Below are 26,251 nucleotides of genomic sequence, written 5' to 3'. Positions count from 1 at the left end.
TGGTCAGTCCTCCGAAGGGGTGAGGCGCTTGAGCTCCGCCTCGGTCGAGTTGAGCAGGTCGATCCAGGACGCCTCGAACTTCTCGACGCCCTCGTCCTCAAGGAGCTGGACGGCGTCGTCGTAGGAGATCCCGAGCTTCGCGACCGCGTCGAGCTCGGCACGGGCCTGCTCGTAGGTGCCGGCGATGGTGTTGCCCGTGATCTGTCCGTGGTCCGCGGTGGCGTCCAGGGTGGCCTCGGGCATGGTGTTCACCGTGCCGGGGGCGACCAGGTCGTCGACGTACAGGGTGTCCTTGTACGCGGGGTCCTTGACGCCGGTGGAGGCCCACAGCGGGCGCTGCTTGTTGGCGTGCGCCTTGTCCAGGGCGGCCCAGCGCTCCGAGCCGAAGACCTCTTCGTACGCCTGGTAGGCGAGCCGGGCGTTGGCGAGCGCCGCCTTGCCCTTGAGCGCCTTGGCCTCGTCGGTGCCGATCGCGTCGAGACGCTTGTCGATCTCGGTGTCCACGCGGGACACGAAGAAGGAGGCCACCGAGTGGATCTTGGAGAGGTCCAGACCCGCGGCCTTCGCCTTCTCCAGACCCGCCAGGTAGGCGTCCATGACCTCGCGGTAGCGCTCCAGCGAGAAGATCAGCGTGACGTTGACGCTGATGCCCTTTCCGATGACCTCGGTGATCGCCGGGAGACCGGCCTTCGTCGCCGGGATCTTGATGAGCGTGTTGGGCCGGTCCACCAGCCATGCCAGCTGCTTCGCCTCGGCGACGGTGGCGGCGGTGCGGTGCGCCAGACGCGGGTCGACCTCGATGGAGACCCGGCCGTCCTGGCCGTCGGTGGCGTCGAAGACCGGACGCAGGATGTCCGCCGCGTCCCGCACATCGGCCGTCGTGATCATGCGGATGGCCTCGTCGACGGTGACCTTGCGGGTGGCGAGATCGGTGAGCTGCTGCTCGTAGCCGTCGCCGTGCGAGATCGCCTTCTGGAAGATCGACGGGTTGGTGGTGACGCCCACGACGTGCTGCTCGTCGATCAGCTCGGCGAGGTTGCCCGAGGTGATCCGCTTGCGCGACAGGTCATCGAGCCAGATCGCCACGCCCTCGTCGGAGAGGCGCTTGAGTGCGTCTGTCATGAGAATTGCATCTCCTACTAGTCGTATAACGGCGTCAGCGCGTGGCAGCGGCGAGAGATTCCCGCGCGGCGGCGGCGACGTGCTCGCCGGTGAACCCGAACTCACGGAAGAGGACCTTGGCGTCGGCCGAGGCACCGAAGTGCTCCAGCGAGACGATCCGGCCGGCGTCCCCGACATAACGGTGCCACGTCAGACCGATACCCGCCTCGACGGCGACACGCGCCTTCACGGACGGCGGCAGAACGCTGTCCTTGTACGCCTGGTCCTGCTCCTCGAACCATTCGACCGACGGCATCGACACCACCCGGGTCGGAATGCCGGCCGCCTGCAGCTCCTCGCGCGCCTCGACGGCAAGGTGCACCTCGGAGCCCGTACCGATGAGGAGGACCTGGGGCGCCGTGTTCTGCCCTCCGGGCCCTTCGGCCTCGAAGAGCACGTAGCCGCCCCTGGCCGCGTCCTCGTTCGCCTCGTACGTCGGCACGCCCTGGCGGGTCAGGGCCAGGCCGTGCGGGGCTCCCTTGCCGAACACCTTGGTGTAGCGGCGCAGAATCTCACGCCAGGCGATGGCGGTCTCGTTGGCGTCGGCCGGGCGGACGATGTTCAGGCCCGGGATGGCGCGCAGCGAGGCCAGGTGCTCCACCGGCTGGTGGGTCGGGCCGTCCTCGCCGAGACCGATGGAGTCGTGCGTCCACACGTACGTCACCGGCAGGTGCATCAGCGCGGACAGGCGCACGGCGTTGCGCATGTAGTCGGAGAACACCAGGAAGGTGCCGCCGTAGACACGGGTGTGGCCGTGCAGCGCGATGCCGTTCATGGCCGCGGCCATGGCGTGCTCGCGGATGCCGAAGTGGATCGTGCGGCCGTAGGGGTCGGCCTCCGGCAGCGGGTTGCCCACCGGGAGGAACGACGACCTCTTGTCGATCGTGGTGTTGTTCGAGCCCGCGAGGTCGGCGGAGCCGCCCCACAGCTCGGGGACGATCTCGCCGACAGCCTGGAGTACCTTGCCGGAGGCGGCACGGGTGGCGACGTTCTTGCCCGGCTCGAAGACCGGGAGCTCGTCCTCCCAGCCCGTGGGCAGTTCGCCCGCGGAGATCCGGTCGAACTCGGCGGCGCGCGCCGGGTTGGCGGTGCGCCACGCGGCGAGGGACTTCTCCCACTCGGCCTTGGTCTCGCGGCCGCGGTCCAGCGCCTCACGCGTGTGGGAGATGACCTCGTCGGAGACCTCGAAGGACTTCTCCGGGTCGAAGCCGAGGACCTTCTTCGTCGCGGCGACCTCTTCGTCACCGAGCGCCGAGCCGTGCGAGGCCTCGGTGTTCTGGGCGTGCGGGGCGGGCCAGGCGATGATCGAGCGGGCCGCGATGAACGACGGGCGCTCGGTCTCGGCCTTGGCGGCCTGCAGCGCCGCGTACAGACCCGCGGGGTCCAGATCGCCGCTGGGCAGCTGGTCGACGCGCTGGACGTGCCAGCCGTACGCCTCGTACCGCTTGAGGGTGTCCTCGGAAACCGCGGTCTCCGTGTCGCCCTCGATGGAGATGTGGTTGTCGTCCCACAGCAGGACCAGGTTGCCGAGCTTCTGGTGCCCGGCCAGCGAGGAGGCTTCCGCGGAGATGCCCTCCTGGAGACAGCCGTCGCCCGCGATGACCCAGATCATGTGGTCGAACGGGGAGGTGCCGGGGGCCGCCTCCGGGTCGAACAGACCGCGCTCGTAACGGGCGGCCATCGCCATGCCCACCGCGTTGGCGACACCCTGGCCCAGCGGGCCCGTGGTCGTCTCGACGCCGGTGGTGTGGCCGTACTCCGGGTGACCGGGGGTCTTCGAGCCCCAGGTACGGAAGGCCTTGAGGTCATCGAGCTCCAGGCCGTATCCGGCAAGGTAGAGCTGGATGTAGAGGGTAAGGCTGCTGTGCCCGGCGGAGAGCACGAACCGGTCGCGACCGGTCCACTCCGCGTCGGCGGGGTCGTGCCGCATCACCTTCTGGAAGAGGGTGTACGCGGCGGGAGCCAGGCTCATCGCCGTGCCCGGGTGGCCGTTTCCGACCTTCTGTACGGCGTCGGCGGCAAGGACGCGGACAGTGTCCACGGCCCGCTGGTCCAATTCGGTCCACTGGAGGTCTGTGGTGGTCGGCTTGGTGCTCACCCTGAGTCAGGGCTCCTCTCCACTGTTGTAAACCGGTGACTGTGACCGCACCGGGCGCTGTTGAGCCTACCCCCGTCGGAACACCCATTTTCCGGCTGCTTTCCAGGGTGCGGGTGGTCCGCGGAGTTCGCCTCCCGTATGAGCACGACGGCTCACTTCTGGGCCCTCCGATGAGCGCATCCGGCCACTTCTGGGCCCTCCGATGAGCGTGTCCTTCCTCTTATGCGCCACCCGGTGAGCGAGGCCCCTCAGGTGCCACTCCGATGAGTGTGTCCCTTTACTTCTGCGCCACTTCAACACGACTGCACCCCCGCGAAGGGAGGCCTGTCCCCAACGTCTACAGTGGTCTGGTTCGCGCAAGTCTTTACTGGGCCTTCACGCCCGGAGCTTGCTGGGATTTCTCTGTCAGGGGTGTGCGTGACGGCCGTCGAGTCCCGACCCGCAGGGGTCGCCTTGACTCCCAGCCCAGGGGGCCATCGCCCGTTCGGGGCCCGTGTCAAGGCATTCGTGGCGTTGACCAAGCCTCGGATCATCGAGCTGTTGCTGATCACCACTGTTCCGGTGATGTTCCTGGCCGCTCAGGGTGTACCCGATCTGTGGCTCGTTCTCACTACCACCATCGGGGGATATCTCTCCGCTGGTGGTGCCAACGCGCTGAACATGTACATCGACCGCGACATCGACGCGTTGATGGACCGTACGTCGCAGCGTCCACTGGTCACCGGAATGGTGACCCCGCGTGAGTGCCTGGCCTTCGGTATCGCCCTCGCGGTGATCTCCACGGTCTGGTTCGGACTGCTGGTCAACTGGCTGTCTGCGGCGTTGTCGCTCGGTGCGCTGCTCTTCTACGTCGTCGTTTACACGATGCTGCTGAAGCGCCGCACCTCGCAGAACATCGTCTGGGGCGGTATCGCCGGCTGCATGCCGGTCCTCATCGGCTGGTCCGCCGTGACCAACTCGATGTCCTGGGCCGCGGTCATCCTCTTCGCCGTCATCTTCTTCTGGACGCCGCCGCACTACTGGCCGCTGTCGATGAAGGTCAAGGACGACTACGCCAGGGTCGGCGTCCCGATGCTCCCGGTCATCGCCTCCAACCGGGTGGTGGCCCGCCAGATCGTCGTCTACAGCTGGGTGATGGTCGCCGTCTCGCTGCTGCTGACCCCGCTCGGCTACACCGGCTGGTTCTACACGGCGGTGGCGCTGCTGACCGGCGGGTTCTGGCTCTGGGAGGCCCACGGACTGCTCAATCGGGCCAACGCCGGGGTGACGGGCGGGAAGCTCAAGGAGATGCGGCTGTTCCACTGGTCGATCACCTATGTCTCGCTGCTCTTCGTCGCCGTGGCGGTCGACCCCTTCCTGAGGTAGTCCCGCTTCACCGACACCTGCCGACGGGCGGGGCACGTGGCCCAGGCCACGTGCCCCGCCCGTCGCACGTCGGTCTACCCATCGGTAGCATCCTGAACATGGCAGAGACGTCAGAGACCCAGGTGGAGAGCGGCAAGCAGGCTGCCCGCGCGGAGCGCAGGGCGGCGAGGCTCGCCAAGCAGATCGGTGCCTTCGCCAAGGCGCACGGCGGTGCGGAGGGACAGCTCGCCTACATCGGGCAGATGGGCACCCGCATCGTTCTCGTGGGCGAGGACGGCGGCTGGGGCGATCTGGTCGCCCCGTCGTACGCGGTCGCCGAGAGCGCCGCTCAGCAGGCCGGGATCACCATGCACGAGTCCTTCGACGGAGAGTTCGCCGCGAAGGTCCGCACCGGCCCGTACGAGTGGACGCGGATGGCCGGCATCCAGGTGGGCGGCCCGTCCAACAAGGCCTGACCGAACGGGCCCTCATACATACGTCGAAACGCCGATCGCCGGACGGGCCTGTACATCAGGCCCGTCCGGCGATCGGCGTATGCATATCGACGTACGCAGGAGGGGCGGGCGCCCGGGCGTCCGCCCCTCCTGCGCTCAGCCCGCCGAGACCGGCTCCGGCTGTTCGGCAGGGGGGCCGGGCACCGCAGCGACGTCCACCGGGCGCTCCCGCAGTGACAGCACCACCCGCACGACCGCGATCCACACGAGGCACGAGCCGAACATGTGCAGGCCGACGAGGATCTCCGGGGTGTCCGTGAAGTACTGGACGTAACCGATCACGCCCTGCCCCAGCAGCACCAGGAAGAGATCGCGGGTGCGGTGCAGCGGGCCGATCGGCGCGTCCACGGCCTTCAGTACGAACCAGAGGGCGACGGTCAGCGCCACCACGGCCCAGGCCAGATCGGCGTGCAGCTGCGCGATCATCTGCCAGTCGATCGGAATCCGGGGGACGTCGCTGGAGTCACCCGCGTGCCGTCCGGCGCCCGTGACGACCGTGCCGACCGCGATCAGCAGCCCCGCCACGACCGCGAGCAGCCAGGTCAGCTGGGACACCGACTTGCCCACCAGCGGCCGGGGCGCCGCGTCGCCCTCCCGGACCCGCTGCCAGGTCACCATCGCGACGGTGAGCAGTGCCGTGGAGAGCAGGAAGTGCGCCGCGACGGTGTACGGGTTGAGGCCGACCAGCACCACGATGCCGCCGAGCACCGCGTTGCCCATGACCACCCAGAACTGCACCCAGCCGAGCCGGGTGAGGCTGCGCCGCCAGGGCTTCGCGGACCGGGTGGCGATGATCGCCCACCCGACGGCCGCGCACAGGACGTACGTCAGCATCCGGTTGCCGAACTCGATGGCGCCGTGGATGCCCATCGCGCTCGTCGCCGTCAGGCTCTCCTCGGTGCACTTGGGCCAGGTCGGGCAGCCGAGGCCGGAGCCCGTCAGTCGTACGGCGCCGCCGGTCACGACGATCATCACGGCCATGACGACGGCCGACATGGCCGCACGGCGGACCGTGCGGGGGGACGGAGTCCATCGCTCGGCGATGTAGAGGAGCGGGTTCCGCACGGCTTGAGCGACTTCGGCTCGGGTCAGCTTGGGCACGCGCACCATCGTAGGCGGCGGCTTGTGCAAGCTTTCACGAGGGGGACGAGTTACCCGAAACGTCGACGGAGCGCATCCACGGGCTCACTCCCCGGCGGAGGAAACCTCACTCCCAGCGGAAGAACTTCGCCGCCGCGCCCAGTCCGAGCACCGCCCACACCGCGAGGATGCCGAGGTCTCCCCACGGCATCGACGCGCCGTGCTGCAGTACGGCGCGCAGCCCGTCCGACAGGGCCGCGATCGGCAGCAGCCCCAGCACCGACTGCACCGCGTCCGGGAACTTCTCCAGCGGCACGACGACACCGCCGCCGACCAGCAGCAGCAGGAAGACCAGATTGGCCGCGGCGAGCGTCGCCTCCGCCTTCAGCATCCCGGCCATCAGCAGCCCGAGCCCGGAGAAGGCCGCGGTGCCGAGCACGAGCAGCATCAGGACGGCGAACGGATTGCCGTGCGGCGACCAGCCCAGCGCGAACGCGATCACCGTCAGCAGCACCACCTGCAGCACCTCGGTGACCAGCACCGAGAGGGTCTTGGCGGTCATCAGGGCCCAGCGGGGCAGCGGCGACGCACCGAGCCGCTTGAGTACGCCGTACCGCCGCTCGAAGCCGGTGGCGATGGCCTGGCCGGTGAAGGCCGTCGACATCACGGCGAGCGCGAGGATGCCGGGCGTCAGGAAGTCCACGGACTTCCCGGCGGCCCCCATCGTCTCAGTGGGCACAGCCACGATGTCGACCACGCTGAACAGCACCAGCAGCAGCGTCGGGATGATCACGGTCAGCAGCAGCTGCTCGCCGTTGCGCAGCAGCATCCGCGTCTCCAGCGCGGTCTGTGCGGTGATCATGCGGGACAGCGGGGCGGCGCCCGGCCGCGGGGTGTACGTACCGGCGCTCATGCGCGCAGCTCCTTGCCGGTCAGTTCCAGGAAGACGTCCTCCAGGGTGTGCCGCTCCACGGAGATGGCGGACGGCATCACGCCGTGCTGCGCGCACCAGGAGGTGACTGTGGCCAGCAGCTGCGGGCCGACGTCGCCGGTGATGCGGTACGTGCCCGGGGTGAGCTCGGCGGTCTGCGTGCCGTCGGGCAGCGCCTTCAGGAGGGAGCCGAGGTCGAGCCCGGGGCGGCCGGTGAAGCGCAGGGTGTTCTCGGCGCCGCCGCGGCAGAGCGTCTCCGGGCTGCCCTGGGCGATGACCTTGCCCGCGTCGATGACGGCGACGTCATCGGCGAGCTCTTCGGCCTCGTCCATGAAGTGCGTGGTCAGGACCGTGGACACGCCATCGGCGCGCAGCTCCCGTACGAGATCCCAGGTGGAGCGGCGGGCCTGTGGGTCGAGGCCGGCCGTCGGTTCGTCCAGGAAGACCAGCTCGGGGCGGCCGACGACGGCCATCGCCAGGGCGAGCCGCTGCTGCTGGCCGCCGGAGAGCCGGCGGTAGGTCGTCCGGCCGCAGCTGCCGAGGCCGAGGCGCTCGATCAGGGCGCCGACGTCCAGCGGGTGGGCGTGGAGTTTCGCCATGTGGCGGAGCATCTCGTCGGCGCGCGCGCCGGAGTAGACACCACCCGACTGGAGCATCACACCGATCCGGGGGCGGAGCTCCGCGGCGTCGGCGACCGGGTCGAGGCCGAGGACCTTCACCGTTCCGTCGTCCGGACGGCGGAACCCCTCGCAGGTTTCGATGGTGGTGGTCTTGCCGGCGCCGTTGGGGCCGAGGACGGCGGTGACGGCGCCGGTGCGTACACGCAGGTCGAGGCCGTCCACCGCGGTCTTGGTGCCGTACCGCTTCACCAGGCCACGGACCTCGATGGCGAGGTTCGGCGCGGAGCGCCTCGTCGGGGGGTGGCGGCCGGGTGACGGGCGGGCGGACTCGCTCTTCATGGCCGGTAAGTCTAGGCAGGGGCGGGAAGGACTCGTGTCGCGGGGCCGCATTAGGTAACCCTAAGTGACATACCGCACCGTAGATCGTTCCGGACCGTGGTTGTCAGGGCGAGATGAATTACGCAACAATGGCGTTGTGAAATACGTTGGCGGAGCTCCGCAGGAGGAACTCGCGACCGGAGAGCGCTCGACGCGCAACCGCGTCGCGCGCTCCATACTGGACCACGGCCCGTCCACGGTTGCCGAGCTGGCCAAGCGCCTGGGCCTGACCCAGGCCGCGGTCCGCCGCCACCTCGACGCCCTCGTCTCCGACGGCGTCGTCGAGGCCCGCGAACAGCGGGTGTACGGCGCGCGGACCCGGGGTCGCCCGGCCAAGGTGTTCGCCCTCACCGACTGCGGGCGGGACGCCTTCGACCAGTCCTACGACAAGCTCGCCGCGGACGCGCTGCGCTGGATCGCCGAGACCTCGGGCGACGAGGCGGTCGTCGCTTTCGCCCGGGCCAGGATCGCGGCCCAGTCCGAGGCGTACCGCGCGGCGGTCGAGGCCGCGGACCCGGACGCGCGGACGGAGGCCTTGGCCAAGGCCTTGTCGGCCGACGGGTACGCTGCTACCGCGCGTAGCGCGCCCGGCCCGCAGCAGGGCGAGCAGTTGTGCCAGCACCACTGCCCGGTCGCCCATGTCGCCGAGCAGTACCCGCAGCTGTGCGAGGCGGAGACGGAGATCTTCTCCAGCCTCCTCGGGACCCATGTGCAGCGTCTGGCCACCATCGCCCACGGCGACGGTGTGTGCACGACGTACATTCCGCGCAGCGGCCACACAGCACCACAGACCACCCATTCAGTATCTGCAAGCACGGCCGGGAGGAACCCCGCATGACGCTCCCCACGGAGACTGCCCACCCTGAGCTCGAGGGTCTGGGCACGTACGAATTCGGCTGGGCCGACTCCGACGCGGCAGGCGCCGCAGCCAAGCGCGGGCTCTCCGAGGATGTCGTCCGCGACATCTCGGCGAAGAAGAACGAGCCCGAGTGGATGCTGAAGCTGCGCCTGAAGGGCCTCAGGCTCTTCGACAAGAAGCCGATGCCGAACTGGGGTTCCGACCTGTCGGGCATCGACTTCGACAACATCAAGTACTTCGTGCGGTCCACGGAGAAGCAGGCGGAGTCCTGGGAGGACCTGCCCGAGGACATCAAGAACACCTACGACAAGCTCGGCATCCCGGAGGCGGAGAAGCAGCGCCTGGTCGCCGGTGTCGCCGCGCAGTACGAGTCCGAGGTCGTCTACCACCAGATCCGTGAGGACCTGGAGGAACAGGGCGTCATCTTCCTCGACACCGACACCGCGCTGAAGGAGCACCCGGAGATCTTCAAGGAGTACTTCGGCACCGTCATCCCGGTCGGCGACAACAAGTTCGCCTCGCTGAACTCGGCCGTGTGGTCCGGTGGCTCGTTCATCTACGTGCCCAAGGGTGTCCACGTCGACATCCCGCTGCAGGCCTACTTCCGTATCAACACGGAGAACATGGGTCAGTTCGAGCGGACGCTGATCATCGTCGACGAGGACGCCTACGTCCACTACGTCGAGGGCTGCACCGCGCCGATCTACTCCTCCGACTCGCTGCACTCCGCGGTCGTCGAGATCATCGTGAAGAAGGGCGGCCGCTGCCGCTACACGACGATCCAGAACTGGTCGAACAACGTCTACAACCTGGTCACCAAGCGTGCCGTGGCCTACGAGGGCGCCACCATGGAGTGGGTCGACGGCAACATCGGCTCCAAGGTCACCATGAAGTACCCGGCCGTCTACCTGATGGGCGAGCACGCCAAGGGCGAGACCCTGTCCATCGCCTTCGCGGGCGAGGGGCAGCACCAGGACGCCGGCGCCAAGATGGTCCACATGGCGCCGAACACCTCCTCCAACATCGTCTCCAAGTCGGTGGCGCGAGGCGGTGGCCGTACCTCCTACCGCGGTCTGATCGAGATCGGCGAGGGCGCGCCGGGCGCGAAGTCCAACGTGCTCTGTGACGCGCTGCTGGTCGACACCATCTCGCGCTCCGACACCTACCCGTACGTCGACGTCCGCGAGGACGACGTGTCGATGGGTCACGAGGCGACCGTCTCCAAGGTCTCCGAGGACCAGCTCTTCTACCTGATGAGCCGCGGTCTGACGGAGTTCGAGGCGATGGCGATGATCGTGCGCGGCTTCGTAGAGCCGATCGCGAAGGAGCTGCCGATGGAGTACGCACTTGAGCTCAACCGGCTGATCGAGCTGCAGATGGAGGGCTCGGTCGGCTAACACGGCCCCGCACGGCCGGACGACCGAACTCCCCGACTTTTGACAGAGAAAGCGAGCACTACGACAGCCATGGCTGAGGCTCAGAACATTCCGGCGGGGTCCACCACCACCGGGTCCATCGCGGTGGCCGCCGAGTCGACCGTCGCCACGCGCATGAGCGCGCCCCCGTCCTACGACGTCGCGGACTTCCCGGTCCCGCACGGCCGCGAGGAGGAGTGGCGGTTCACGCCGCTGGAGCGGCTGCGCGGACTGCACGACGGCACGGCCGCCGCCACCGGTGGCGCCGTGAAGGTCGCGATCGAGGCCCCCGAGGGCGTCACGGTCGAGACCGTCGGCCGCGACGACTCCCGGATCGGCAGGGCGGGCATCCCGGTGGACCGCGTCGCCGCCCAGGCGTACACGTCCTTCGAGCAGGCGTCCGTGGTCACGGTCGCCAAGGAGGCCGTGCTCACCGAGCCGATCCGCATCGCGGTGCACGGCGAGGGCGGCGTGGCCTACGGCCACCAGGTCGTCGAGCTGGGTGCCTTCGCCGAGGCCGTCGTCGTCATCGACCACACCGGTGACGCGGTGCTCGCCGCCAATGTGGACTACGTCCTCGGTGACGGCGCGAAGCTCACCGTCGTCTCCGTGCAGGACTGGGACGAGACCGCGGTCCACGTCGGCCAGCACAACGCGCTGGTCGGCCGGGACGCCTCGTTCAAGTCGATCGTCGTCACCTTCGGCGGTGACCTGGTCCGTCTCCACCCGCGTGTCAGCTATGCGGGCACCGGCGGTGAGGCCGAGCTCTTCGGCCTGTACTTCACCGACCAGGGCCAGCACCAGGAGCACCGCCTCCTGGTCGACCACAACACCCCGCACTGCAAGTCCAACGCCGCCTACAAGGGCGCGCTCCAGGGCGACGGCGCACACGCGGTGTGGATCGGTGACGTCCTCATCCAGGCCAGGGCCGAGGGCACCGACACCTACGAGATGAACCGCAACCTCGTCCTCACGGACGGTGCGCGGGTCGACTCGGTGCCGAACCTGGAGATCGAGACCGGTGAGATCGTCGGCGCCGGCCACGCCTCCGCGACCGGCCGTTTCGACGACGAGCAGCTCTTCTACCTGATGTCCCGCGGCATCGCGGCCGAGGAGGCCCGTCGGCTCGTCGTGCGCGGCTTCTTCGCCGAGCTCGTCCAGCAGATCGGCCTGCCGGACGTCGAGGCGCGGCTGCTCGACAAGATCGAGACCGAGCTGAAGGCTTCCGTCTGATGGCCTTCGTGAAAGCCTGTGCGCTGAGTGAGCTGGAGGACGACACCCCGAAGCGGGTGGAGCTCGACGGCGTCCCGGTGTCCGTCGTCCGTACCGAGGGCGAGGTGTTCGCGATCAACGACATCTGCTCGCACGCGAACGTCTCCCTGTCCGAGGGAGAGGTCGAGGACTGCATGATCGAGTGCTGGCTGCACGGCTCCAGCTTCGACCTCCGCACCGGCAAGCCGTCCGCTCTTCCCGCGACGCGCCCCGTCCCCGTATACCCCGTCAAGATCGAAGGGGACGATGTGCTCGTCTCCGTCACCCAGGAGTCCTGAGTCACCCATGGCAACGCTTGAAATCCGCGACCTGCACGTCTCCGTCGAGGCCGACAACGCCACGAAGGAGATCCTCAAGGGCGTCGACCTGATCGTGAAGCAGGGCGAGACCCACGCCATCATGGGCCCCAACGGGTCCGGCAAGTCCACCCTCGCGTACTCCCTCGCGGGTCACCCCAAGTACACGATCACCAGCGGTTCGGTGACCCTGGACGGCGAGGACGTCCTGGAGATGACCGTCGACGAGCGGGCCCGCGCCGGTCTGTTCCTCGCGATGCAGTACCCGGTCGAGATCCCCGGTGTCTCGGTCTCCAACTTCCTGCGCACCTCCGCCACCGCCGTCCGAGGCGAGGCGCCCAAGCTGCGTACCTGGGTGAAGGAGGTCAAGGAGACGATGGGTCGGCTCCAGATGGACCCGGCGTTCGCCGAGCGCAACGTCAACGAGGGCTTCTCCGGCGGTGAGAAGAAGCGCCACGAGATCCTTCAGCTGGAGCTCCTGAAGCCGAAGGTCGCGATCCTCGACGAGACCGACTCCGGTCTGGACGTCGACGCCCTGCGCATCGTCTCCGAGGGCGTCAACCGGGTCCGCGAGACCGGCGAGGTCGGCACCCTGCTGATCACGCACTACACGCGGATCCTCCGCTACATCAAGCCCGACTTCGTGCACGTCTTCGCCAACGGCCGTATCGCCGAGTCCGGCGGCGCCGAGCTCGCCGACAAGCTGGAGAACGAGGGCTACGAGGCATATGTGAAGGGTGGCGCTTCCGCGTGACACAGCTGCCGGGCCTCCTCGACACCGAGGCGATCCGCAAGGATTTCCCGCTCCTGGACCGTACGGTCCACGACGGGAAGAAGGTCGTCTACCTGGACAGTGCGGCGACGTCGCAGAAGCCGCGCCAGGTCCTCGATGCCCTCAACGAGTACTACGAGCGGCACAACGCCAACGTGCACCGCGGCGTGTACACGATCGCGGAGGAGGCCACGGCGCTGTACGAAGGCGCCCGTGACAAGGTCGCCGCGTTCATCAACGCGCCCAGCCGCAACGAGGTGATCTTCACCAAGAACGCCTCCGAGTCGCTCAACCTCGTGGCCAACATGCTCGGCTGGGCCGATGAGCCCTACCGGGTGGACCACGACACCGAGATCGTCACCACGGAGATGGAGCACCACTCCAACATCGTGCCGTGGCAGCTGCTCTCGCAGCGCACCGGCGCGAAGCTGAAGTGGTTCGGCATCACCGACGACGGCCGCCTCGACCTGTCCAACATCGACGAGATCATCACGGAGAAGACGAAGATCGTCTCCTTCACCCTGGTCTCCAACATCATGGGCACGATCAACCCGGTCGAGAAGATCGTCCGCCGTGCCCAGCAGGTCGGCGCGCTGGTCTGCATCGACGCCTCGCAGGCCGCACCGCACATGGTGCTCGACGTGCAGGCGCTGCAGGCCGACTTCGTGGCCTTCACCGGCCACAAGATGGTCGGCCCGACCGGCATCGGCGTGCTCTGGGGACGGCAGGAGCTCCTGGAGGACCTGCCTCCGTTCCTCGGTGGCGGCGAGATGATCGAGACCGTGTCGATGCACTCGTCGACGTACGCCCCCGCGCCGCACAAGTTCGAGGCCGGTACGCCCCCGATCGCCCAGGCCGTCGGCCTCGGCGCGGCCGTGGACTACCTGTCGGCGATCGGCATGGAGAAGATCTACCAGCACGAGCACGCGATCACGCAGTACGCGGTGAAGCGGCTCCTGGAGGTCCCGGACCTCAGGATCATCGGTCCTGCGACGGCCGAGGACCGCGGCGCCACGATCTCCTTCACGCTCGGCGACATCCACCCGCACGACGTGGGCCAGGTGCTCGACGAGCAGGGCATCGCGGTCCGGGTCGGACACCACTGCGCCCGGCCGGTCTGCCTGAGGTTCGGAATTCCTGCGACGACGCGAGCGTCGTTCTATCTGTACTCCACGCCCGCCGAGGTCGACGCCCTGGTGGACGGACTGGAACACGTACGGAACTTTTTCGGTTAATTGGCACAGCGGCTGAGGGTTGACTGGTGAAGCTTGATTCCATGTACCAGGAAGTGATCCTGGACCACTACAAGCACCCCCACGGGCGTGGCCTGCGGGACGGCGACGCCGAGGTGCACCACGTCAACCCGACGTGCGGCGACGAGATCACTCTCCGGGTGAAGTACGACGGCGAGACCATCGCCGATGTGTCGTACGAGGGTCAGGGCTGCTCCATCAGCCAGGCCAGCGCGTCGGTGCTCAATGACCTGCTGGTCGGCAAGGAACTGGGCGAGGCGCAGAAGATCCAGGAGACCTTCCTGGAGCTGATGCAGTCGAAGGGCCAGCTGGAGCCGGACGACGCGATGGAGGAGGTGCTGGAGGACGCGGTCGCGTTCGCCGGTGTCTCGAAGTACCCGGCCCGGGTCAAGTGCGCGCTGTTGAGCTGGATGGCGTGGAAGGACGCGACGGCGAAAGCGCTGTCCGAAGGGAAGACGGCATGAGCGACAACACGGTGACATCCAACGAGGAGCTCACGACCAAGCCGGCCTCCGAGGAGGAGGTCCGCGAGGCCCTGTACGACGTCGTCGACCCCGAACTGGGCATCGACGTCGTCAACCTGGGCCTGATCTACGGCATCCACATCGATGACGCCAACATCGCCACCCTCGACATGACCCTGACGTCCGCGGCCTGCCCGCTGACCGATGTCATCGAGGACCAGGCGAAGTCTGCGACCGACGGCATCGTCAACGAGCTGCGGATCAACTGGGTCTGGATGCCGCCGTGGGGCCCGGACAAGATCACGGACGACGGGCGCGAGCAGCTGCGCGCGCTCGGCTTCAACGTCTGAGGCATCACCGACGAACGGCCCCCGGCTTCTGCCGGGGGCCGTTCGTCGTTCCTCCTCCGAGACGCACGTCACATTCCCTCGTGTCACATCCGCCGGGCTGTTCCCGTCAGAGAGGTGTAAGCCAACAACGGCAAAGGAGTGCACCATGGATGCTCGCTTGAACCTCTTCGCCAACCCGGTCGCGGCCGGGGCGCTGAAGCACATCGTCTCGGCGGGCAAGGTGATCGGGGAATCGACGCTGCCGGCCGCGACGCGGGAGCTGGTGCTGCTCCGTGCCAGTCAGATCAATGGCTGCGGCTTCTGCGTCGACATGCACAGCAAGGACGCCGCGCACGCCGGGGAGACGTCGGTGCGTCTCAACCTGGTCGCGGCCTGGCGGGAGGCCAAGGTTTTCACCGATGCCGAGCGCGCTGCCCTGGAACTTGCGGAGCAGGGCACCCGCATCGCCGACGGGGCCGGTGGTGTCAGTGACGAGGTCTGGGCGAGTGCCACCAAGCACTATGACGAGGAGCAGCTCGGCGCCTTGGTGTCGCTCATCGCCCTCATCAACGCCTTCAACCGCGTGAACGTCATCACCCAGCAGCCCGCCGGCGACTACCAGCCCGGTCAGTTCGGATAACCAGGGGTGGCCGGGACCGCCGATTCGGTCCGGTACCGAGCAGTACACGCCCCGGGCGCCGTTCGCTGGAGTCCGGGGCGTCGTACCGGACCGCCCGGCGGCCCGGCTGATCAGTAGTGGGTGCCGTACGGGGGCGGCGGTGTGGCCGCCGCCTCGGCGAGGACCGGGCCCAGGTTCTCCGTACGGATGCGCCGGTCGACGTAGAGGAGCCCGGTCACCAGCGGCGGGAACGTCGTCGAGACGAGCTGCCCTACCAGCTGCCCCAGCGCCATGATCACCAGGTAGCCGCTCATGGCGAAGACGATCGAGGCGGGGTTCGGGTCGTCGGACAGGGTCGAGCCGCCGATGACGCCGGAGAACATGCCGAGGAACGAGAACGGGATCTGGACGACATAGTCCGCCACGGCCGCCATGAGGGAGGCCAGCAGGGTGATCCCGAAGATCCGCCACCAGTCGCCGCGCACCAGCTGCGACGAGCGGCGCAGGCCCGCCACCGGGCGCTGCCCCTCGAAGACCACGGCCGAGGGGGCCAGACAGAACTTCACCCAGAGCCAGGCCGCCAGGGGTGCGGTGGCCAGGGCGCCCAGGAAGCCGAGCGAGGTCCACAGCACGGTGCCGGACTCGTGCGAGAGAGTGGAGGCGCCGATCACGATCGCGACGAATCCGATCATCGCGAGCACCATCGGGATCATCGCGATCAGCGCGGTGAGGATCACCGTTCCGATCACCGCCGGTACCCGGGCCCAGGCCCGGCGCCAGATCACGCCGAAGGTGGTCGGCCTGCCCAGGACGGCCTCCTGCAGGATCGCGGGAACGGTCGCGTACATCATGGCCGTACCGGCTATGAACACGATCATCGCGACCAGCCAGACGGCGCCGAAGCCGATCACCAGCGGCACCACGTCCGCCGACGTCGGATCCTCCTCGGCGCTGAGCGAGACGACGTGGTGCAGATGGTCACTGGTCGCGGAGTACGCGATCAGGGCAGCCGCCCCCACGATCACCAGCGCCCCGCCGTACACGGTCACGCCTATGCCGAACAACTGCTTCCAGTAGCGCCCCATCGCGCTGAAGGCGCCGCCGAGTATGTCCCCGAGCTTCAGGGGCACCAGGGGTATCACTCCCGGCTTCGGCGGTGGCATCCAGCCGCCCCATCCCGGTGGCCCCGGGGGGCCTCCGTACGGTGCTCCGCCGCCCCACCCTGCGTCCTGCGCCACTTCTGCTCCGTTGTGTGTCGTCGTCCTGTGTGCTGGTCGGGACACCGTAGCGCCCCGGGTGGCGCGAATCCGCCGTACCGTGGTGCGAGCGGCGATGCGTACACTCGTACACATGGGTTATGGACTGCTTGCCGCGGCGATCGCGGCCGAGGTGGCCGGTACGACGGCCATGAAATACAGCGAGGGCTTCACCCGGCTCTGGCCCTCGCTGATCACCGTCGCCGGCTATCTCATCGCCTTCGCCCTGCTCGCCCAGACGCTGAAGACGCTGTCGATGGGCACCGCCTATGCCATATGGGCCGGGATCGGCACCGCCGCGATCGCCGCCATCGGCATCCTCTTCATGGGGGAGTCCGGCAACCCGGTCAAGCTGGCGGGCATAGCGCTGGTCATCGCCGGAGTGGTGGTGCTGAACCTGGGAGGGGCCCACTGATGACACGTCGTTACGACCCCGAGCGGCGTGGCCGCATCATCGACGCCGCGATCCGGGTGGTCGGCGCCAAGGGCATCGCTGGACTCAGCCACCGCACCGTCGCGGCCGAGGCCGATGTGCCGCTAGGCTCGACTACGTATCACTTCGCCTCGCTGGACGAGCTGTTGATCGCGGCGCTGCGCCGGTCGAACGAGAACTTTGCCGAGGTCATGCGGGCGAGCGAGGCCCTGACCGACCCGGCCGTCGACCTCGCCGGGGAGCTGGCCGGGCTGCTGGGGGAGTACTTCTCCGGCGGGCACGGGCGGGCCGAGCTGGAGTACGAGCTGTACCTCGCCGCGCTCCGCAGGCCCGCGCTGCAGCCGGTCGCCGCCGAGTGGACCGACGGCACCGCCGAACTGCTGTCCCGGCGGACCGATCCGGCCACGGCGCGCGCGCTGGTCGCGCTCATGGACGGGATCTGTCTGCAGGTGCTGCTCACCGGTGGGGAGTACGACGAGGCGTACGCGCGGGAGATGCTGGGGCGCCTCGTCGGCTGACGGGCCCGTGCCACTCGGGCGTCACGCGCCGGCCCGGTCCGCTCCTCGGATCGTCGTCAGGGCCGCCTGCACGCTCGCCTCGATGCCCGTGATCGGGTACAGCGCCTCGCGGACCGTCCGGTTCCGGTCCACCACCAGCGTCAGCCGCTTCAGCCGGCTCGTCCCTGCTGCGCGGAACGTCGGCAGTCGCAGAGCCGCCGTCAGCTCCAGCTCCGCGTCGGACAGCAGGGGGAACCGCAGCCGCTCCGCGTCCGCGAACGCCCGTTGCTCGTCCGGGCGTTGGGTGGACACCCCGTGCACGGTCGCGCCCGCCGCCGTGAACTCGGCCAACTGGTCGCGGTACGTGCAGGATTCGAGGGTGCAGCCGCCGGCGCCGGGGATCCGGGCCCACCCCGGCGGATAGGCGTCCCGGCGGGCGTAGGCGCCGGGGAAGCAGTACAGGACGGTGAACGGGGTGTCGGCGACCGGGTCGCGCGGCACGCCGTCGTGGTCGAGCAGTCGAAGCTCGGGCAGGCGCGTGCCCACCAGGGCGTGCACCCGGGCCGCCTCCTTCGACGCCTCGGTGGCGGTCGCCATCGTCTCCCCGTCTCCCATCACCCAGGTGTCACCCCAGTCCTGGAGCGCGATCAGCACGGGCAGCAGCGCGCGCCCGCGCCGGGTGAGCCGGTACTCGTACCTGGGCGGCCGGTCCTGGTACGGCTCCCGGGACAGCACCCCCGCGTCGACCAGCAGCCGCAGCCGCTCGGTCAGCACCTTGCGGGACACGCCCAGCTCCTCCTGGAGCGCGTCGAAGCGGTGCACCCCGCGCGCCGCGTCCCGCACGATCAGCAGGGTCCACCAGTCGCCGACGACATCGAGTGCCTGGGCGATCGCGCAGTCGGCGTCGGCCAGGCTGGTGCGCTGGGGCATGGGCTCCTCCGTCGGTCCGCCGCTGCCGTCTCCTACCTGATTGACCCGCAGTCAAGCATGATGCCATAGTCCGTTCCCAAGAGGAACTTACTGGGGAGGGTGCTGCTGATGAGGGTCTTCGGACTCGTGCGGGACGTACCGCGCACGGTACGGCTGCTTGCCTTCGGCTCCTTCCTCAACGGGGTCGTCAGCTTCACCTTCGTCTTTCTCTTCGTCTATCTGACCGGCCCGCGCGGGCTGACCGTCCCGCAGGCCGGAGTGATCGCGGGGGTCGGCGGCATCGGCCTGGTCGCGGGGAACTTCACCGGCGGCTGGTTCGGGGACCACTACGGCCACCGCCGGATGCTTCTGACCGGTGCACTGGTCAGCGGGACGGCACTCGCCACCCTGCCGGTCCTGCCGGTCGTCACGATGTACGGGGTGCTGCCGCTCGCGCAGTACGCGGCAGGTGTAGTACGCGCCGCCAACTCCGCACTCGTCGCCGTCTCCGTTCCCGAGGGCGGCCGCCGCCAGAGCTTCGCCCTCGTGCGGGCCGGGAGCAACGCCGCGTTCGCCGTCGGCCCGCCGCTCGGCGCCCTGATCGCCGCCCGTTTCTCGTACGACTGGCTGTTCGTCGCCGACGGCCTCGGGACGCTGTTCTTCGCCGGATACGCGGCGACGGTGCTCCCGGCGCACGGCTCCGCACACGGCCGGCCGGTGCGCGCGCCCGGCGCACCCGGGCTGTGGCGGGAGCTGCGGGCCAGGCCCGCGGTACTGGTCCTGCTCGCCTCGATCCTCTGCGTCGACCTCGTCTACCGCCAGCAGTACTCGACCCTGCCCGCCTTCCTGACCGGGCACGGCCACAGCGCCCAGTTCTACGGCTGGCTGCTCTCCATCAACGGCGGCCTCATCCTCCTGCTGGAACTCCCCGCGGCCCACGCCCTGCGCCGGCGCGCGCCGCTGAGCATCGTGGGCGCCGGACTGCTGCTGGTGGGACTGGGCTACGCGGTGCTGATCCCGGGGGCCGGGGCGCTGTTCGCCGTCACCATGATGGCGTCGCTGACGGCGGGCGAGATCCTCTACAAGACCACCGCGACGGCGTACGTCGCCGATCAGGCCCCCGCCCATGCCCAGGGCCGCTTCCAGAGCCTGTACGCGGGCGCCTCCATCAGCGGGCAGGTGCTGGCACCACCGCTCGGCGGCGCCCTCTACGCCGCCGCGCCCGGACTGCTGTGGCCGGCGTGCGCGGTGCTGGCGGGCGGTGCGGGGGCGGCGGTGCTGGCGGCGCGGCGGCTGTGCGGACCCGCGACGGTGCCGGTGCGTGTGGAGGAACCCGTACCGGCACCCGAGCGGCGGACGCAGCCCGGCTGAGCGGGTGGCCGGGGCCCCGGGGTGCGTGCGCGACCACCCGGCGAGACCGGTTGGCGACGACGGCGCCCCGCCGGTTAGGTTTCGTGTCATGACCGACACGACTCCTGCTCGCACCACCGGCGCCGTCGCCGCCGGCCTCGCCACCATCGCCGGCGACGGTTCCGTTCTCGACACCTGGTTCCCCGCCCCCGAACTCACCGCCGAGCCGGGCCCGGCCGGAACCGAACGGCTCACCTCCGACCAGGCCGTCAGCCTCCTCGGCGAGGGTGCCGCCAAGGCCATCGGCGTGGACGCCCGCCGCGGTGTCGAGGTCGTCGCCGTACGTACGGTCATCGCCTCGCTCGACGACAAGCCGCTCGACGCGCACGACGCGTACCTGCGCCTGCACCTCCTCTCGCACCGCCTCGTCCAGCCGCACGGCCAGAACCTGGACGGCCTCTTCGGCCTCCTCGCCAACGTCGCCTGGACCTCGCTCGGCCCGGTCGCAGTGGACGACGTGGAGAGGGTGCGGCTGAACGCCCGCGCCGAGGGCCTGCACCTCCAGGTCACCTCGGTCGACAAGTTCCCCCGGATGACGGACTACGTCGCACCGAAGGGCGTCCGGATCGCCGACGCCGACCGGGTCAGGCTCGGCGCGCACCTCGCCTCCGGCACCACCGTCATGCACGAGGGCTTCGTCAACTTCAACGCCGGCACCCTCGGCACCTCCATGGTCGAGGGCCGGATCTCCGCGGGTGTCGTCGTCGGCAACGGCTCCGACATCGGCGGCGGCGCCTCCACGATGGGCACCCTTTCCGGCGGTGGCAAGGAGCGCATCGTCATCGGTGAGCGCTGCCTGATCGGCGCCGAGGCCGGTGTCGGGATCGCGCTCGGCGACGAGTGCGTCGTCGAGGCCGGGCTCTACGTCACGGTCGGTACCCGCATCACGATGCCGGACGGGCAGATCGTCAAGGCCCGCGAACTCTCCGGCGCCTCGAACATCCTCTTCCGCCGCAACTCGGTCACCGGCGCCGTCGAGGCCCGCCCCAACAACGCGGTCTGGGGCGGTCTCAACGACATCCTGCACAGCCACAACTAGTGCCGTGACCGGCAATGTTTGCCCCGTAGGGAGCGTCGTCCGGTGCGTGCGATCGCAAGGCGGCCGGAAGTCCTTGGGTGGGGTCTCCCCTGCTCGAACGAAGTTGAGAGCTTGGGGAAGGAGCTACCAGGGCTTTTGGCCAACGCGGAAGGGGGTTCCCCCTGGCCCTTAAGGCCTTGGGGGAGTGCGTGCTGGGCGGCGCGACGGGGCAAAGCTTGCCGGGAGGGGCACTAGCGCGTAGCGGCGAGGAGTTCCTCGTACGTCCGCCGCAGTTCCCCGTACGCCCTCCGCAGCCCGTCGGTCGCCTCGCGCCCGGCGGGCTGCGGCGGTTCGCGGACCGGTCCGGCGCCGAGCGATGCCTCCGCCGTGACCGTGGAAGAGATATTCAACAGTCGCGAGAAGGGGATCCGCGCTCTGGCATGATCGAACGCCTATGCGGCAGGCCGACACCGGGGGCGGGTGCATGACTGTACGGGAACGGACAGGGGCGGGGAACAGAACCGGGGCCGGGAGGCGGCGGCCGGTGGTGGCCGTGCTCATGGCCGGGGCGCTGGGCCTGTCGCTCTCGGGTTGCGCCGGGTTTCTCGTGCCGGCGGGCGAGGGCGAGCCGGAGCCGACACCGAGCTTTTCGTACCGGGTGCACGCCGACAAGCTGCCGTCATCGTTTCCGAGCGTCCCCGCAGCGCTTCCCGACCGGCCGCCGCCTCCGTCGGCGCAGGGGCCCGGCCCCACACCCACCGGGAGCGCCGACCGGGCCGACTGCCCGACCTCCGGCGTCGTCGTCGACATGGGCGAGATCGAGGCCGCGCTGGGCCACCGGGCCGTCGGCCTCACCCTCACCAACTGCGGCAGCAAGCCGTACCGCGTCCACGGCTATCCGTCGGTCCGGGCACTGGACGAGGCCGGTGATCCGTTGCCGGTCCCGGTGAATCCGGGCTCCTCGTACATGGGGACCGACCGGGGCCCGGAGGAGGTCATGCTGAAGCCGGGGGAGACGGTGCGGTCGCTTCTCGCGTGGGTCTCCACCCCGACCGGCGGGGATCTCATCGAGGGCGACGCGCTGGAGATCGCGCCGGCCCCCGGACTGGAGGCGCGCACCTTCCCGCTGGAGGGCAGCGACGTACGGCTGCTCGACGAGCTGTACATGACCGCCTGGCGGACCGATTCCTCGCAGTAGTGCCGCGGCGGGCCTCGGACCGGAGGGCGAGCTCGGCGGGCAGGCCGGCGCGGGTGGTGAGGGTCAGCGACGCGCCATGTAGAGGGAGAAGGCCTTGTGGAGCACCCTGTTGATCGGGTAGTCCCACTCGCCGATGTACTCGGCGGCCCGGCCGCCGGTGCCGGCCTTGAAGCGCAGCAGGCCCAGGAGATGGTTGCTCTCGTCCAGGGTGTCGGTGATGCCGCGCAGGTCGTAGACGGCCGCGCCCCTCTCGTGCGCGTCGCTCATCATGCGCCACTGGACGGCGTTGTTGGGCTGGAGCTCGCGCTTGCGGCCGGTCGAGGCGCCGTAGGAGTACCAGACGTGGTTCCCCACGGTCAGCATCGTCGCCGCGGAGAGCGTTTCGCCGTCGTGGTGGGCCAGATAGAGCCGCATCCGGTCGGGGTCCTCGGCCCGCAGCACGGTCCACATGCGCTGGAAGTAGCCGAGTGGGCGAGGGATGAAGCGGTCGCGCTCGGCCGTCTCGCGGTACAGCTCGTAGAAGGCCGGGAGGTCCTCGTAACCGCCCTCGACGACCTTGACGCCCGCCTTCTCCGCCTTCTTGATGTTGCGCCGCCACTGCTGGTTCAGGTTGCCCAGGATCTCCTCCAGCGACCGGCCGGCGAACGGCACCTGGAAGACGTACCGGGGCTGTCCGGCGTTGAAGCCGTCCTCGCCGCCGTCCTCGCCCTGCCGCCAGCCCAGTGCGCGCAGCTGTTCCACCAGCGCGGCGGCCTGCGGCTCGTCCGTGTCCGCCGGTACGTCGCGCAGCCGTCCGGCGGCCGGATCCGCGATGGCGTCCTTGACCGTCCGGGCGTCCCACCGGCGGGCGACCACCGGCGGGCCCATGCGCACCGAGAACGCGCCCTGCGCCTTCAGATGGGCCAGCATCGGCGTCAGCCACCGCCCCAGACCGGCGTCGTGCCAGTCGATGACGGGGCCCTCCGGCAGATACGCCAGATAGCGTTTCACCCGGGGGATCGGCCGGTAGAGGGCGAGCCCGGCTCCGACGATCCGGTCCCGGCCGGTGGCGTCGCGGTCGAACCAGCCGATGCTCTCCGCTCGCCAGTCGGGCTTCACATCGCCCCACGACGGAACCTGCATATGGCTCACGGCGGGTCGGCTCGCGACGAACGCCAGATGCTCCTCGCGGGTGATCGCCCTGAGATGCGGTGCCATGCGGTACTCCGTTCGTTGTCCCGTCGGTGTGTCTGACGGCGTCATCGGAAGAGTGTTGTTGACCTCAAGCGCACTTGACCTACCAGTGTGGTCGGCAGCGGCGCACCACGCGGGTGCACCGGTCAGGAGGACCCGTCATGAGCGTGCGATTCGAATCCCGTCCCGATCCTGCCCGTAACGACGTCGGACTGGTCAAGGCGAGCACCTGGGATGTCGGCACCCCCGAGCGGCAGCGACGGACGGTCGAGGCCACCCGTACCGCGTGGGAAAGCCGGGAGTGGCCGCATCCCGGGCTGCTCTCGTACACCGTCCATGTCGGTGAGGACGGGAAGACCTTGTTCCACTACAGCCAGTGGAGTGATGAGCAGGCGTACCAGGAGTTCTTCCGGCACGGCCGGGACGAGCGGAACGCGGACATCGACGCCGCCGTGCCTGGCATCCGGCGGCTCGGGCTGCACACCTTCGAGATGTACCGCTCCGTACCGCTGGGGGAGGGAGACGAGCGGGAACCGGGGTGCGTCGTGATAGTCGACGTCGAGTTCGAGGGGCCGGACAAGGCGCGGCAGCGGGACTGGGTGGACGCCGTGTTCGAGGCGCTGGGGACCGATCCGGCGCCCGCACCCGGCGGCCTCTCCGGGCACTTCCACGTCAGCACCGACGGAACGCGCGTACTCAATTACGCCGAATGGGAGAGCGCGCGGGCCCATGTCGAGGCGCTGGCCGCGACCGGCGACGGGATCGGGTCGAGGACGCCGCAGTGGGAGCGGGTGCAGTCGTACCCGGGGATGACCGGCGGCGGTGCGCACCGGTACACGCCCGCGCTCAGCATGCGGCCGAGGGCGGGCGTGTAGGGGCCGGGCTACGGACGGAAGCGCAGCACCTGCGGGTCGTGGTCGCTGTTCTGCGCGGCGAACTCCGCGTTGATGTGGACGCTGTCGTAGTGGAAGCCGTGGATCGACGGGCTGGTCAGGATCTGGTCGAGCACCTGGGTGTTGCCCTGGTACACGTACGAGTAACGCTCCTGGCGCGGCAGGGACTTGATCGCCGGATAGAGCACGCCACCGGCCGTCAGCGCCTCGGTCGTGCCGGAGAACTCGAAGTCGTTGATGTCGCCGACGACCAGGACGTCCGCGTTCTTCTGGACACTCAGCAGCTTCTTGACGAAGGTGTTGACCGCCTTGCCCTGCGCGTGCCGCTGGACCTCCGACGAGCGGGTGGGCGGCTGGTGCTGCGAGACGATGGACTCGTCGCCGCCCTTGGACGCGAAGTGGTTGGCGACGACGAAGACCGTACGGCCGCGGAAGGAGAACTCGCCGGCGAGCGGCTTGCGGCTGTTCGTCCACGCCGGGTTCGACGGGTCGATCCGGCCGGGGGAGAGGGTCAGGGCCGCCCCGCCCCCGGCCCGTACGACATCGGTCGCGGTCGTCGCGTCGCCGCCCGCGCGGTCGGTGAACGACACCCGCTCCGGGTTGAAGAGGAATACCTGGCGGATGTTGCCGCCGGGCTCGCCGCCGTCCTTCTTGTTCTCCGGGTCGATGGAACGCCACTGGTACGCCGGGCCGCCCGCGGCCACGATCGCGTCGGTGAACATCTTGACCGTCCGGTCGGCGGAGACCGTGCCGTCGTCCGTCGCGCCGTTGTTGTCCTGGATCTCCTCCAGCGCCACGATGTCGGGCGAGGCGAGGTTGTCGACCACCGCGGCGGCGAGCGCGTCGAACTTCTCCTGCGGGTCGCCGGGGTCGAGGTTCTCGACGTTGTACGTCGCCACCGCCAGCTCGTCGTCGTGCTGCTTGCGGGTCGTCTCCCGGCGCAGCCCGTTGGCGGTGACCTTGCCCAGGGTGCGGGCGGTCAGCGTGTAGCCGCCGTACTGGTTGAAGTCGAGCGGGCCCTCGGTCGTACCGGACAGCACATCGCCGACATCCGCGGCCGGGAAGGGCTGCTCGGTGAGCGGCGCCAGCGACTGGATCTGGAGCCGGCCGGTGTTCTGCGCGGTGTACGAGCCGTAGACCGTGCCGCCGCGGTTGTCGGCGTTCTCGTGCGGCTTCACCGTCACCCACAGCTCGGCGTGCGGGTCGGTGGCGCCGACCACCCGGGAGGAGCCGATGCGGATGTTCATACCCTCCAGGGACTCGTAGTAGTCCAGGGCGTAGCGGGACGGGGCGAGAGGGAGCGCGTCGATCGAGCCGCCCGCCGCGGGGTCGCCCGCCGGGGTGTACCGGGCGGGGACCGAGCGCTCCGAGACCGTCACCGGCGCGGGCAGGGCGTTGCCCGAGGAGACCACGGCGACGGTGGGCTTGGTGATCTGGGTGAGCGACTGGTTGCCGGAGGAGGCGCCGCCCGGGACGAACTCGGCGACCGTGCCCGCGACCGTGACCGCGTCACCGACCGCGACGGTCGGCGCGGAGCCGGTATAGACGAAGATGCCCTCGCTGGTGGCGGGGTCGGCGTCGGGGTTCGGGTCCTGGAACCAGAAGCCCTTCGAGCCGTACGTCCGCACACCCGTGACGATGCCCGCGACCCCGCCGACCTGTTGGCCGACGAGCGGGGATATCCGGGTGGTGCCCTGGATGTCGTGGATCCGGACCTGGCCGTCGGCGGGCGGGGAGGAGACGGCCGGGGAGGAGGAGGCGGATGCGGAAGCGGTGGCTGCGCCGGTGAGCAGGCCCGCGGCGAGCGCGGCGGCGACCACGGCGGATACGGCGGTTGTTCTGGACGATACGGCGGGCATCAAGAGCTCCGGAATATCGAGGGGGACGATTGGGTCTACGCGCGTCAATCTCTTGTGTGGCCACATTCGTTGTCAAGAACCTCCCGGTGGACGGAAGCTGTCCGTTTCATGAACCGGGTGGCATGGGGCGAAATGCGTCTACGCTTGGGCCGCCCGATCCCGTACGCGCCCCGTACGCCCCGTACGTCCCGAGGAGAAC

27 protein-coding genes are annotated in these 26,251 nt (G+C 69.5%); 17 read left to right on the top strand and 10 right to left on the bottom strand.

The features are described 5' to 3' along the window. Positions 1–3: 3 nt before the first annotated feature. The gene (tal, locus tag ACZ7L9_RS00690) at positions 4–1,122 is read right to left on the bottom strand and encodes a transaldolase (protein ID WP_471411231.1); all 1,119 of its coding nucleotides are present in this window, start codon (positions 1,120–1,122) and stop codon (positions 4–6) included. 34 nt (positions 1,123–1,156) lie between these two features. Next, a complete protein-coding gene (tkt, locus tag ACZ7L9_RS00685) occupies positions 1,157–3,259 on the bottom strand; it encodes a transketolase (RefSeq protein ID WP_471411229.1) in 2,103 nt (700 codons plus the stop codon). Between the two features lie 411 nt (positions 3,260–3,670). Between tkt and ACZ7L9_RS00680 the strand changes: the two genes are divergently transcribed. Both ACZ7L9_RS00680 and ACZ7L9_RS00675 read left to right on the top strand, forming a co-directional pair. Beyond that, positions 3,671–4,624 carry a heme o synthase gene (locus tag ACZ7L9_RS00680; protein WP_471411227.1) on the top strand — a complete coding sequence of 318 codons (954 nt, stop codon included), beginning with the start codon at positions 3,671–3,673 and terminating at the stop codon, positions 4,622–4,624. A gap of 98 nt (positions 4,625–4,722) precedes the next feature. Beyond that, on the top strand, positions 4,723–5,079 hold the full coding sequence (locus ACZ7L9_RS00675) for a hypothetical protein (protein WP_471411225.1): 357 nt from the start codon (positions 4,723–4,725) through the stop codon (positions 5,077–5,079). Positions 5,080–5,214: 135 nt separating this feature from the next. On the opposite strand, the gene ACZ7L9_RS00670 is transcribed toward ACZ7L9_RS00675, so the two are convergent. From ACZ7L9_RS00670 to ACZ7L9_RS00660, 3 genes are all read right to left on the bottom strand, one after another. Beyond that, entirely contained in the window at positions 5,215–6,228 is a 1,014-nt protein-coding gene (locus ACZ7L9_RS00670) for a COX15/CtaA family protein (protein WP_471411223.1), read from the bottom strand. Between the two features lie 97 nt (positions 6,229–6,325). Beyond that, positions 6,326–7,111: an ABC transporter permease gene (locus ACZ7L9_RS00665; protein WP_471411221.1), complete on the bottom strand. Its 786-nt coding sequence runs from the start codon at positions 7,109–7,111 to the stop codon at positions 6,326–6,328. Further along, on the bottom strand, positions 7,108–8,088 hold the full coding sequence (locus ACZ7L9_RS00660) for an ABC transporter ATP-binding protein (protein ID WP_471411219.1): 981 nt from the start codon (positions 8,086–8,088) through the stop codon (positions 7,108–7,110). Before ACZ7L9_RS00660 ends, ACZ7L9_RS00665 begins: the two co-directional genes overlap by 4 nt. 136 nt (positions 8,089–8,224) lie before the next feature. Between ACZ7L9_RS00660 and ACZ7L9_RS00655 the strand changes: the two genes are divergently transcribed. From ACZ7L9_RS00655 to ACZ7L9_RS00615, 9 genes are all read left to right on the top strand, one after another. Beyond that, positions 8,225–8,965 (top strand): helix-turn-helix transcriptional regulator, encoded by a 741-nt coding sequence (locus ACZ7L9_RS00655; protein WP_471411217.1) that lies wholly within the window; start codon positions 8,225–8,227, stop codon positions 8,963–8,965. Continuing rightward, entirely contained in the window at positions 8,962–10,383 is a 1,422-nt protein-coding gene (gene sufB / locus ACZ7L9_RS00650; protein ID WP_471411215.1) for a Fe-S cluster assembly protein SufB, read from the top strand. Before ACZ7L9_RS00655 ends, sufB begins: the two co-directional genes overlap by 4 nt. Positions 10,384–10,452: 69 nt before the next feature. Beyond that, the gene (gene sufD, locus ACZ7L9_RS00645; protein ID WP_471411213.1) at positions 10,453–11,634 is read left to right on the top strand and encodes a Fe-S cluster assembly protein SufD; all 1,182 of its coding nucleotides are present in this window, start codon (positions 10,453–10,455) and stop codon (positions 11,632–11,634) included. After that, positions 11,634–11,951, top strand: coding sequence for a bifunctional 3-phenylpropionate/cinnamic acid dioxygenase ferredoxin subunit (locus ACZ7L9_RS00640; RefSeq protein ID WP_471411211.1), 318 nt, complete (start codon positions 11,634–11,636; stop codon positions 11,949–11,951). Before sufD ends, ACZ7L9_RS00640 begins: the two co-directional genes overlap by 1 nt. A 7-nt stretch (positions 11,952–11,958) precedes the next feature. Further along, entirely contained in the window at positions 11,959–12,723 is a 765-nt protein-coding gene (gene sufC / locus ACZ7L9_RS00635) for a Fe-S cluster assembly ATPase SufC (protein WP_351078837.1), read from the top strand. Beyond that, positions 12,720–13,976 (top strand): cysteine desulfurase, encoded by a 1,257-nt coding sequence (locus tag ACZ7L9_RS00630; RefSeq protein WP_471411209.1) that lies wholly within the window; start codon positions 12,720–12,722, stop codon positions 13,974–13,976. Before sufC ends, ACZ7L9_RS00630 begins: the two co-directional genes overlap by 4 nt. 26 nt (positions 13,977–14,002) lie before the next feature. After that, positions 14,003–14,458, top strand: coding sequence for a Fe-S cluster assembly sulfur transfer protein SufU (gene sufU / locus ACZ7L9_RS00625; RefSeq protein ID WP_148834121.1), 456 nt, complete (start codon positions 14,003–14,005; stop codon positions 14,456–14,458). Next, positions 14,455–14,808 (top strand): metal-sulfur cluster assembly factor, encoded by a 354-nt coding sequence (locus tag ACZ7L9_RS00620; RefSeq protein ID WP_371665221.1) that lies wholly within the window; start codon positions 14,455–14,457, stop codon positions 14,806–14,808. The genes sufU and ACZ7L9_RS00620 overlap by 4 nt, the downstream gene beginning before the upstream one ends. Positions 14,809–14,953: 145 nt before the next feature. Continuing rightward, entirely contained in the window at positions 14,954–15,427 is a 474-nt protein-coding gene (locus tag ACZ7L9_RS00615; RefSeq protein ID WP_471411207.1) for a carboxymuconolactone decarboxylase family protein, read from the top strand. 110 nt (positions 15,428–15,537) lie between these two features. Here the strand turns inward: ACZ7L9_RS00615 and ACZ7L9_RS00610 are convergent, their stop codons facing one another. Continuing rightward, entirely contained in the window at positions 15,538–16,536 is a 999-nt protein-coding gene (locus ACZ7L9_RS00610) for a DUF7847 domain-containing protein (protein WP_471411205.1), read from the bottom strand. A gap of 220 nt (positions 16,537–16,756) precedes the next feature. Here ACZ7L9_RS00610 and ACZ7L9_RS00605 point away from each other — a divergent pair, with 220 nt between their 5' ends. Both ACZ7L9_RS00605 and ACZ7L9_RS00600 read left to right on the top strand, forming a co-directional pair. After that, positions 16,757–17,077, top strand: coding sequence for a DMT family transporter (locus ACZ7L9_RS00605; RefSeq protein ID WP_471411203.1), 321 nt, complete (start codon positions 16,757–16,759; stop codon positions 17,075–17,077). Beyond that, on the top strand, positions 17,077–17,613 hold the full coding sequence (locus tag ACZ7L9_RS00600) for a TetR/AcrR family transcriptional regulator (RefSeq protein WP_471411201.1): 537 nt from the start codon (positions 17,077–17,079) through the stop codon (positions 17,611–17,613). Before ACZ7L9_RS00605 ends, ACZ7L9_RS00600 begins: the two co-directional genes overlap by 1 nt. 21 nt (positions 17,614–17,634) lie before the next feature. On the opposite strand, the gene ACZ7L9_RS00595 is transcribed toward ACZ7L9_RS00600, so the two are convergent. After that, positions 17,635–18,522: a winged helix-turn-helix transcriptional regulator gene (locus ACZ7L9_RS00595; protein WP_471411199.1), complete on the bottom strand. Its 888-nt coding sequence runs from the start codon at positions 18,520–18,522 to the stop codon at positions 17,635–17,637. A gap of 108 nt (positions 18,523–18,630) precedes the next feature. Between ACZ7L9_RS00595 and ACZ7L9_RS00590 the strand changes: the two genes are divergently transcribed. Together ACZ7L9_RS00590 and dapD are read left to right on the top strand one after the other, a co-directional pair. Beyond that, complete coding sequence (locus tag ACZ7L9_RS00590) at positions 18,631–19,872, top strand: MFS transporter (RefSeq protein WP_471411197.1); 1,242 nt, start codon at positions 18,631–18,633, stop codon at positions 19,870–19,872. 88 nt (positions 19,873–19,960) lie between these two features. After that, a complete protein-coding gene (gene dapD / locus ACZ7L9_RS00585) occupies positions 19,961–20,950 on the top strand; it encodes a 2,3,4,5-tetrahydropyridine-2,6-dicarboxylate N-succinyltransferase (protein WP_471411195.1) in 990 nt (329 codons plus the stop codon). A gap of 230 nt (positions 20,951–21,180) precedes the next feature. On the opposite strand, the gene ACZ7L9_RS00580 is transcribed toward dapD, so the two are convergent. Then, positions 21,181–21,339: a hypothetical protein gene (locus ACZ7L9_RS00580; RefSeq protein ID WP_471412804.1), complete on the bottom strand. Its 159-nt coding sequence runs from the start codon at positions 21,337–21,339 to the stop codon at positions 21,181–21,183. Positions 21,340–21,482: 143 nt separating this feature from the next. On the opposite strand from ACZ7L9_RS00580, the gene ACZ7L9_RS00575 reads away from it, so the two are divergent. After that, on the top strand, positions 21,483–22,127 hold the full coding sequence (locus ACZ7L9_RS00575; RefSeq protein ID WP_471412716.1) for a DUF4232 domain-containing protein: 645 nt from the start codon (positions 21,483–21,485) through the stop codon (positions 22,125–22,127). Positions 22,128–22,190: 63 nt separating this feature from the next. On the opposite strand, the gene ACZ7L9_RS00570 is transcribed toward ACZ7L9_RS00575, so the two are convergent. Further along, on the bottom strand, positions 22,191–23,324 hold the full coding sequence (locus ACZ7L9_RS00570) for a lipid II:glycine glycyltransferase FemX (protein WP_471411193.1): 1,134 nt from the start codon (positions 23,322–23,324) through the stop codon (positions 22,191–22,193). A gap of 137 nt (positions 23,325–23,461) precedes the next feature. Between ACZ7L9_RS00570 and ACZ7L9_RS00565 the strand changes: the two genes are divergently transcribed. Next, entirely contained in the window at positions 23,462–24,175 is a 714-nt protein-coding gene (locus ACZ7L9_RS00565) for an antibiotic biosynthesis monooxygenase (RefSeq protein ID WP_471411191.1), read from the top strand. 8 nt (positions 24,176–24,183) lie between these two features. On the opposite strand, the gene ACZ7L9_RS00560 is transcribed toward ACZ7L9_RS00565, so the two are convergent. Next, a complete protein-coding gene (locus tag ACZ7L9_RS00560; protein WP_471411189.1) occupies positions 24,184–26,052 on the bottom strand; it encodes an endonuclease/exonuclease/phosphatase family protein in 1,869 nt (622 codons plus the stop codon). Positions 26,053–26,251: the final 199 nt, after the last annotated feature.

Source organism: Streptomyces sp. NPDC111516 (assembly GCF_055635345.1).
Note: the sequence above shows the minus strand (reverse complement) of the source record. Positions and strands in the feature narration are given on the sequence as shown.

What these genes read in the sequence shown, in the direction of transcription:
- ACZ7L9_RS00660 (WP_471411219.1), bottom strand. Translation starts at nt 8,088, where the DNA reads ATGAAGAGCGAGTCCGCCCGCCCGTCACCCGGCCGCCACCCCCCGACG.
- ACZ7L9_RS00675 (WP_471411225.1), top strand. Translation starts at nt 4,723, where the DNA reads ATGGCAGAGACGTCAGAGACCCAGGTGGAGAGCGGCAAGCAGGCTGCC.
- ACZ7L9_RS00605 (WP_471411203.1), top strand. Translation starts at nt 16,757, where the DNA reads ATGGGTTATGGACTGCTTGCCGCGGCGATCGCGGCCGAGGTGGCCGGT.
- ACZ7L9_RS00620 (WP_371665221.1), top strand. Translation starts at nt 14,455, where the DNA reads ATGAGCGACAACACGGTGACATCCAACGAGGAGCTCACGACCAAGCCG.
- ACZ7L9_RS00670 (WP_471411223.1), bottom strand. Translation starts at nt 6,228, where the DNA reads ATGGTGCGCGTGCCCAAGCTGACCCGAGCCGAAGTCGCTCAAGCCGTG.
- tal (WP_471411231.1), bottom strand. Translation starts at nt 1,122, where the DNA reads ATGACAGACGCACTCAAGCGCCTCTCCGACGAGGGCGTGGCGATCTGG.
- ACZ7L9_RS00590 (WP_471411197.1), top strand. Translation starts at nt 18,631, where the DNA reads ATGAGGGTCTTCGGACTCGTGCGGGACGTACCGCGCACGGTACGGCTG.
- ACZ7L9_RS00595 (WP_471411199.1), bottom strand. Translation starts at nt 18,522, where the DNA reads ATGCCCCAGCGCACCAGCCTGGCCGACGCCGACTGCGCGATCGCCCAG.
- ACZ7L9_RS00615 (WP_471411207.1), top strand. Translation starts at nt 14,954, where the DNA reads ATGGATGCTCGCTTGAACCTCTTCGCCAACCCGGTCGCGGCCGGGGCG.
- sufC (WP_351078837.1), top strand. Translation starts at nt 11,959, where the DNA reads ATGGCAACGCTTGAAATCCGCGACCTGCACGTCTCCGTCGAGGCCGAC.
- ACZ7L9_RS00640 (WP_471411211.1), top strand. Translation starts at nt 11,634, where the DNA reads ATGGCCTTCGTGAAAGCCTGTGCGCTGAGTGAGCTGGAGGACGACACC.
- sufD (WP_471411213.1), top strand. Translation starts at nt 10,453, where the DNA reads ATGGCTGAGGCTCAGAACATTCCGGCGGGGTCCACCACCACCGGGTCC.
- ACZ7L9_RS00560 (WP_471411189.1), bottom strand. Translation starts at nt 26,052, where the DNA reads ATGCCCGCCGTATCGTCCAGAACAACCGCCGTATCCGCCGTGGTCGCC.
- ACZ7L9_RS00570 (WP_471411193.1), bottom strand. Translation starts at nt 23,324, where the DNA reads ATGGCACCGCATCTCAGGGCGATCACCCGCGAGGAGCATCTGGCGTTC.
- ACZ7L9_RS00565 (WP_471411191.1), top strand. Translation starts at nt 23,462, where the DNA reads ATGAGCGTGCGATTCGAATCCCGTCCCGATCCTGCCCGTAACGACGTC.
- ACZ7L9_RS00665 (WP_471411221.1), bottom strand. Translation starts at nt 7,111, where the DNA reads ATGAGCGCCGGTACGTACACCCCGCGGCCGGGCGCCGCCCCGCTGTCC.
- sufB (WP_471411215.1), top strand. Translation starts at nt 8,962, where the DNA reads ATGACGCTCCCCACGGAGACTGCCCACCCTGAGCTCGAGGGTCTGGGC.
- dapD (WP_471411195.1), top strand. Translation starts at nt 19,961, where the DNA reads ATGACCGACACGACTCCTGCTCGCACCACCGGCGCCGTCGCCGCCGGC.
- ACZ7L9_RS00600 (WP_471411201.1), top strand. Translation starts at nt 17,077, where the DNA reads ATGACACGTCGTTACGACCCCGAGCGGCGTGGCCGCATCATCGACGCC.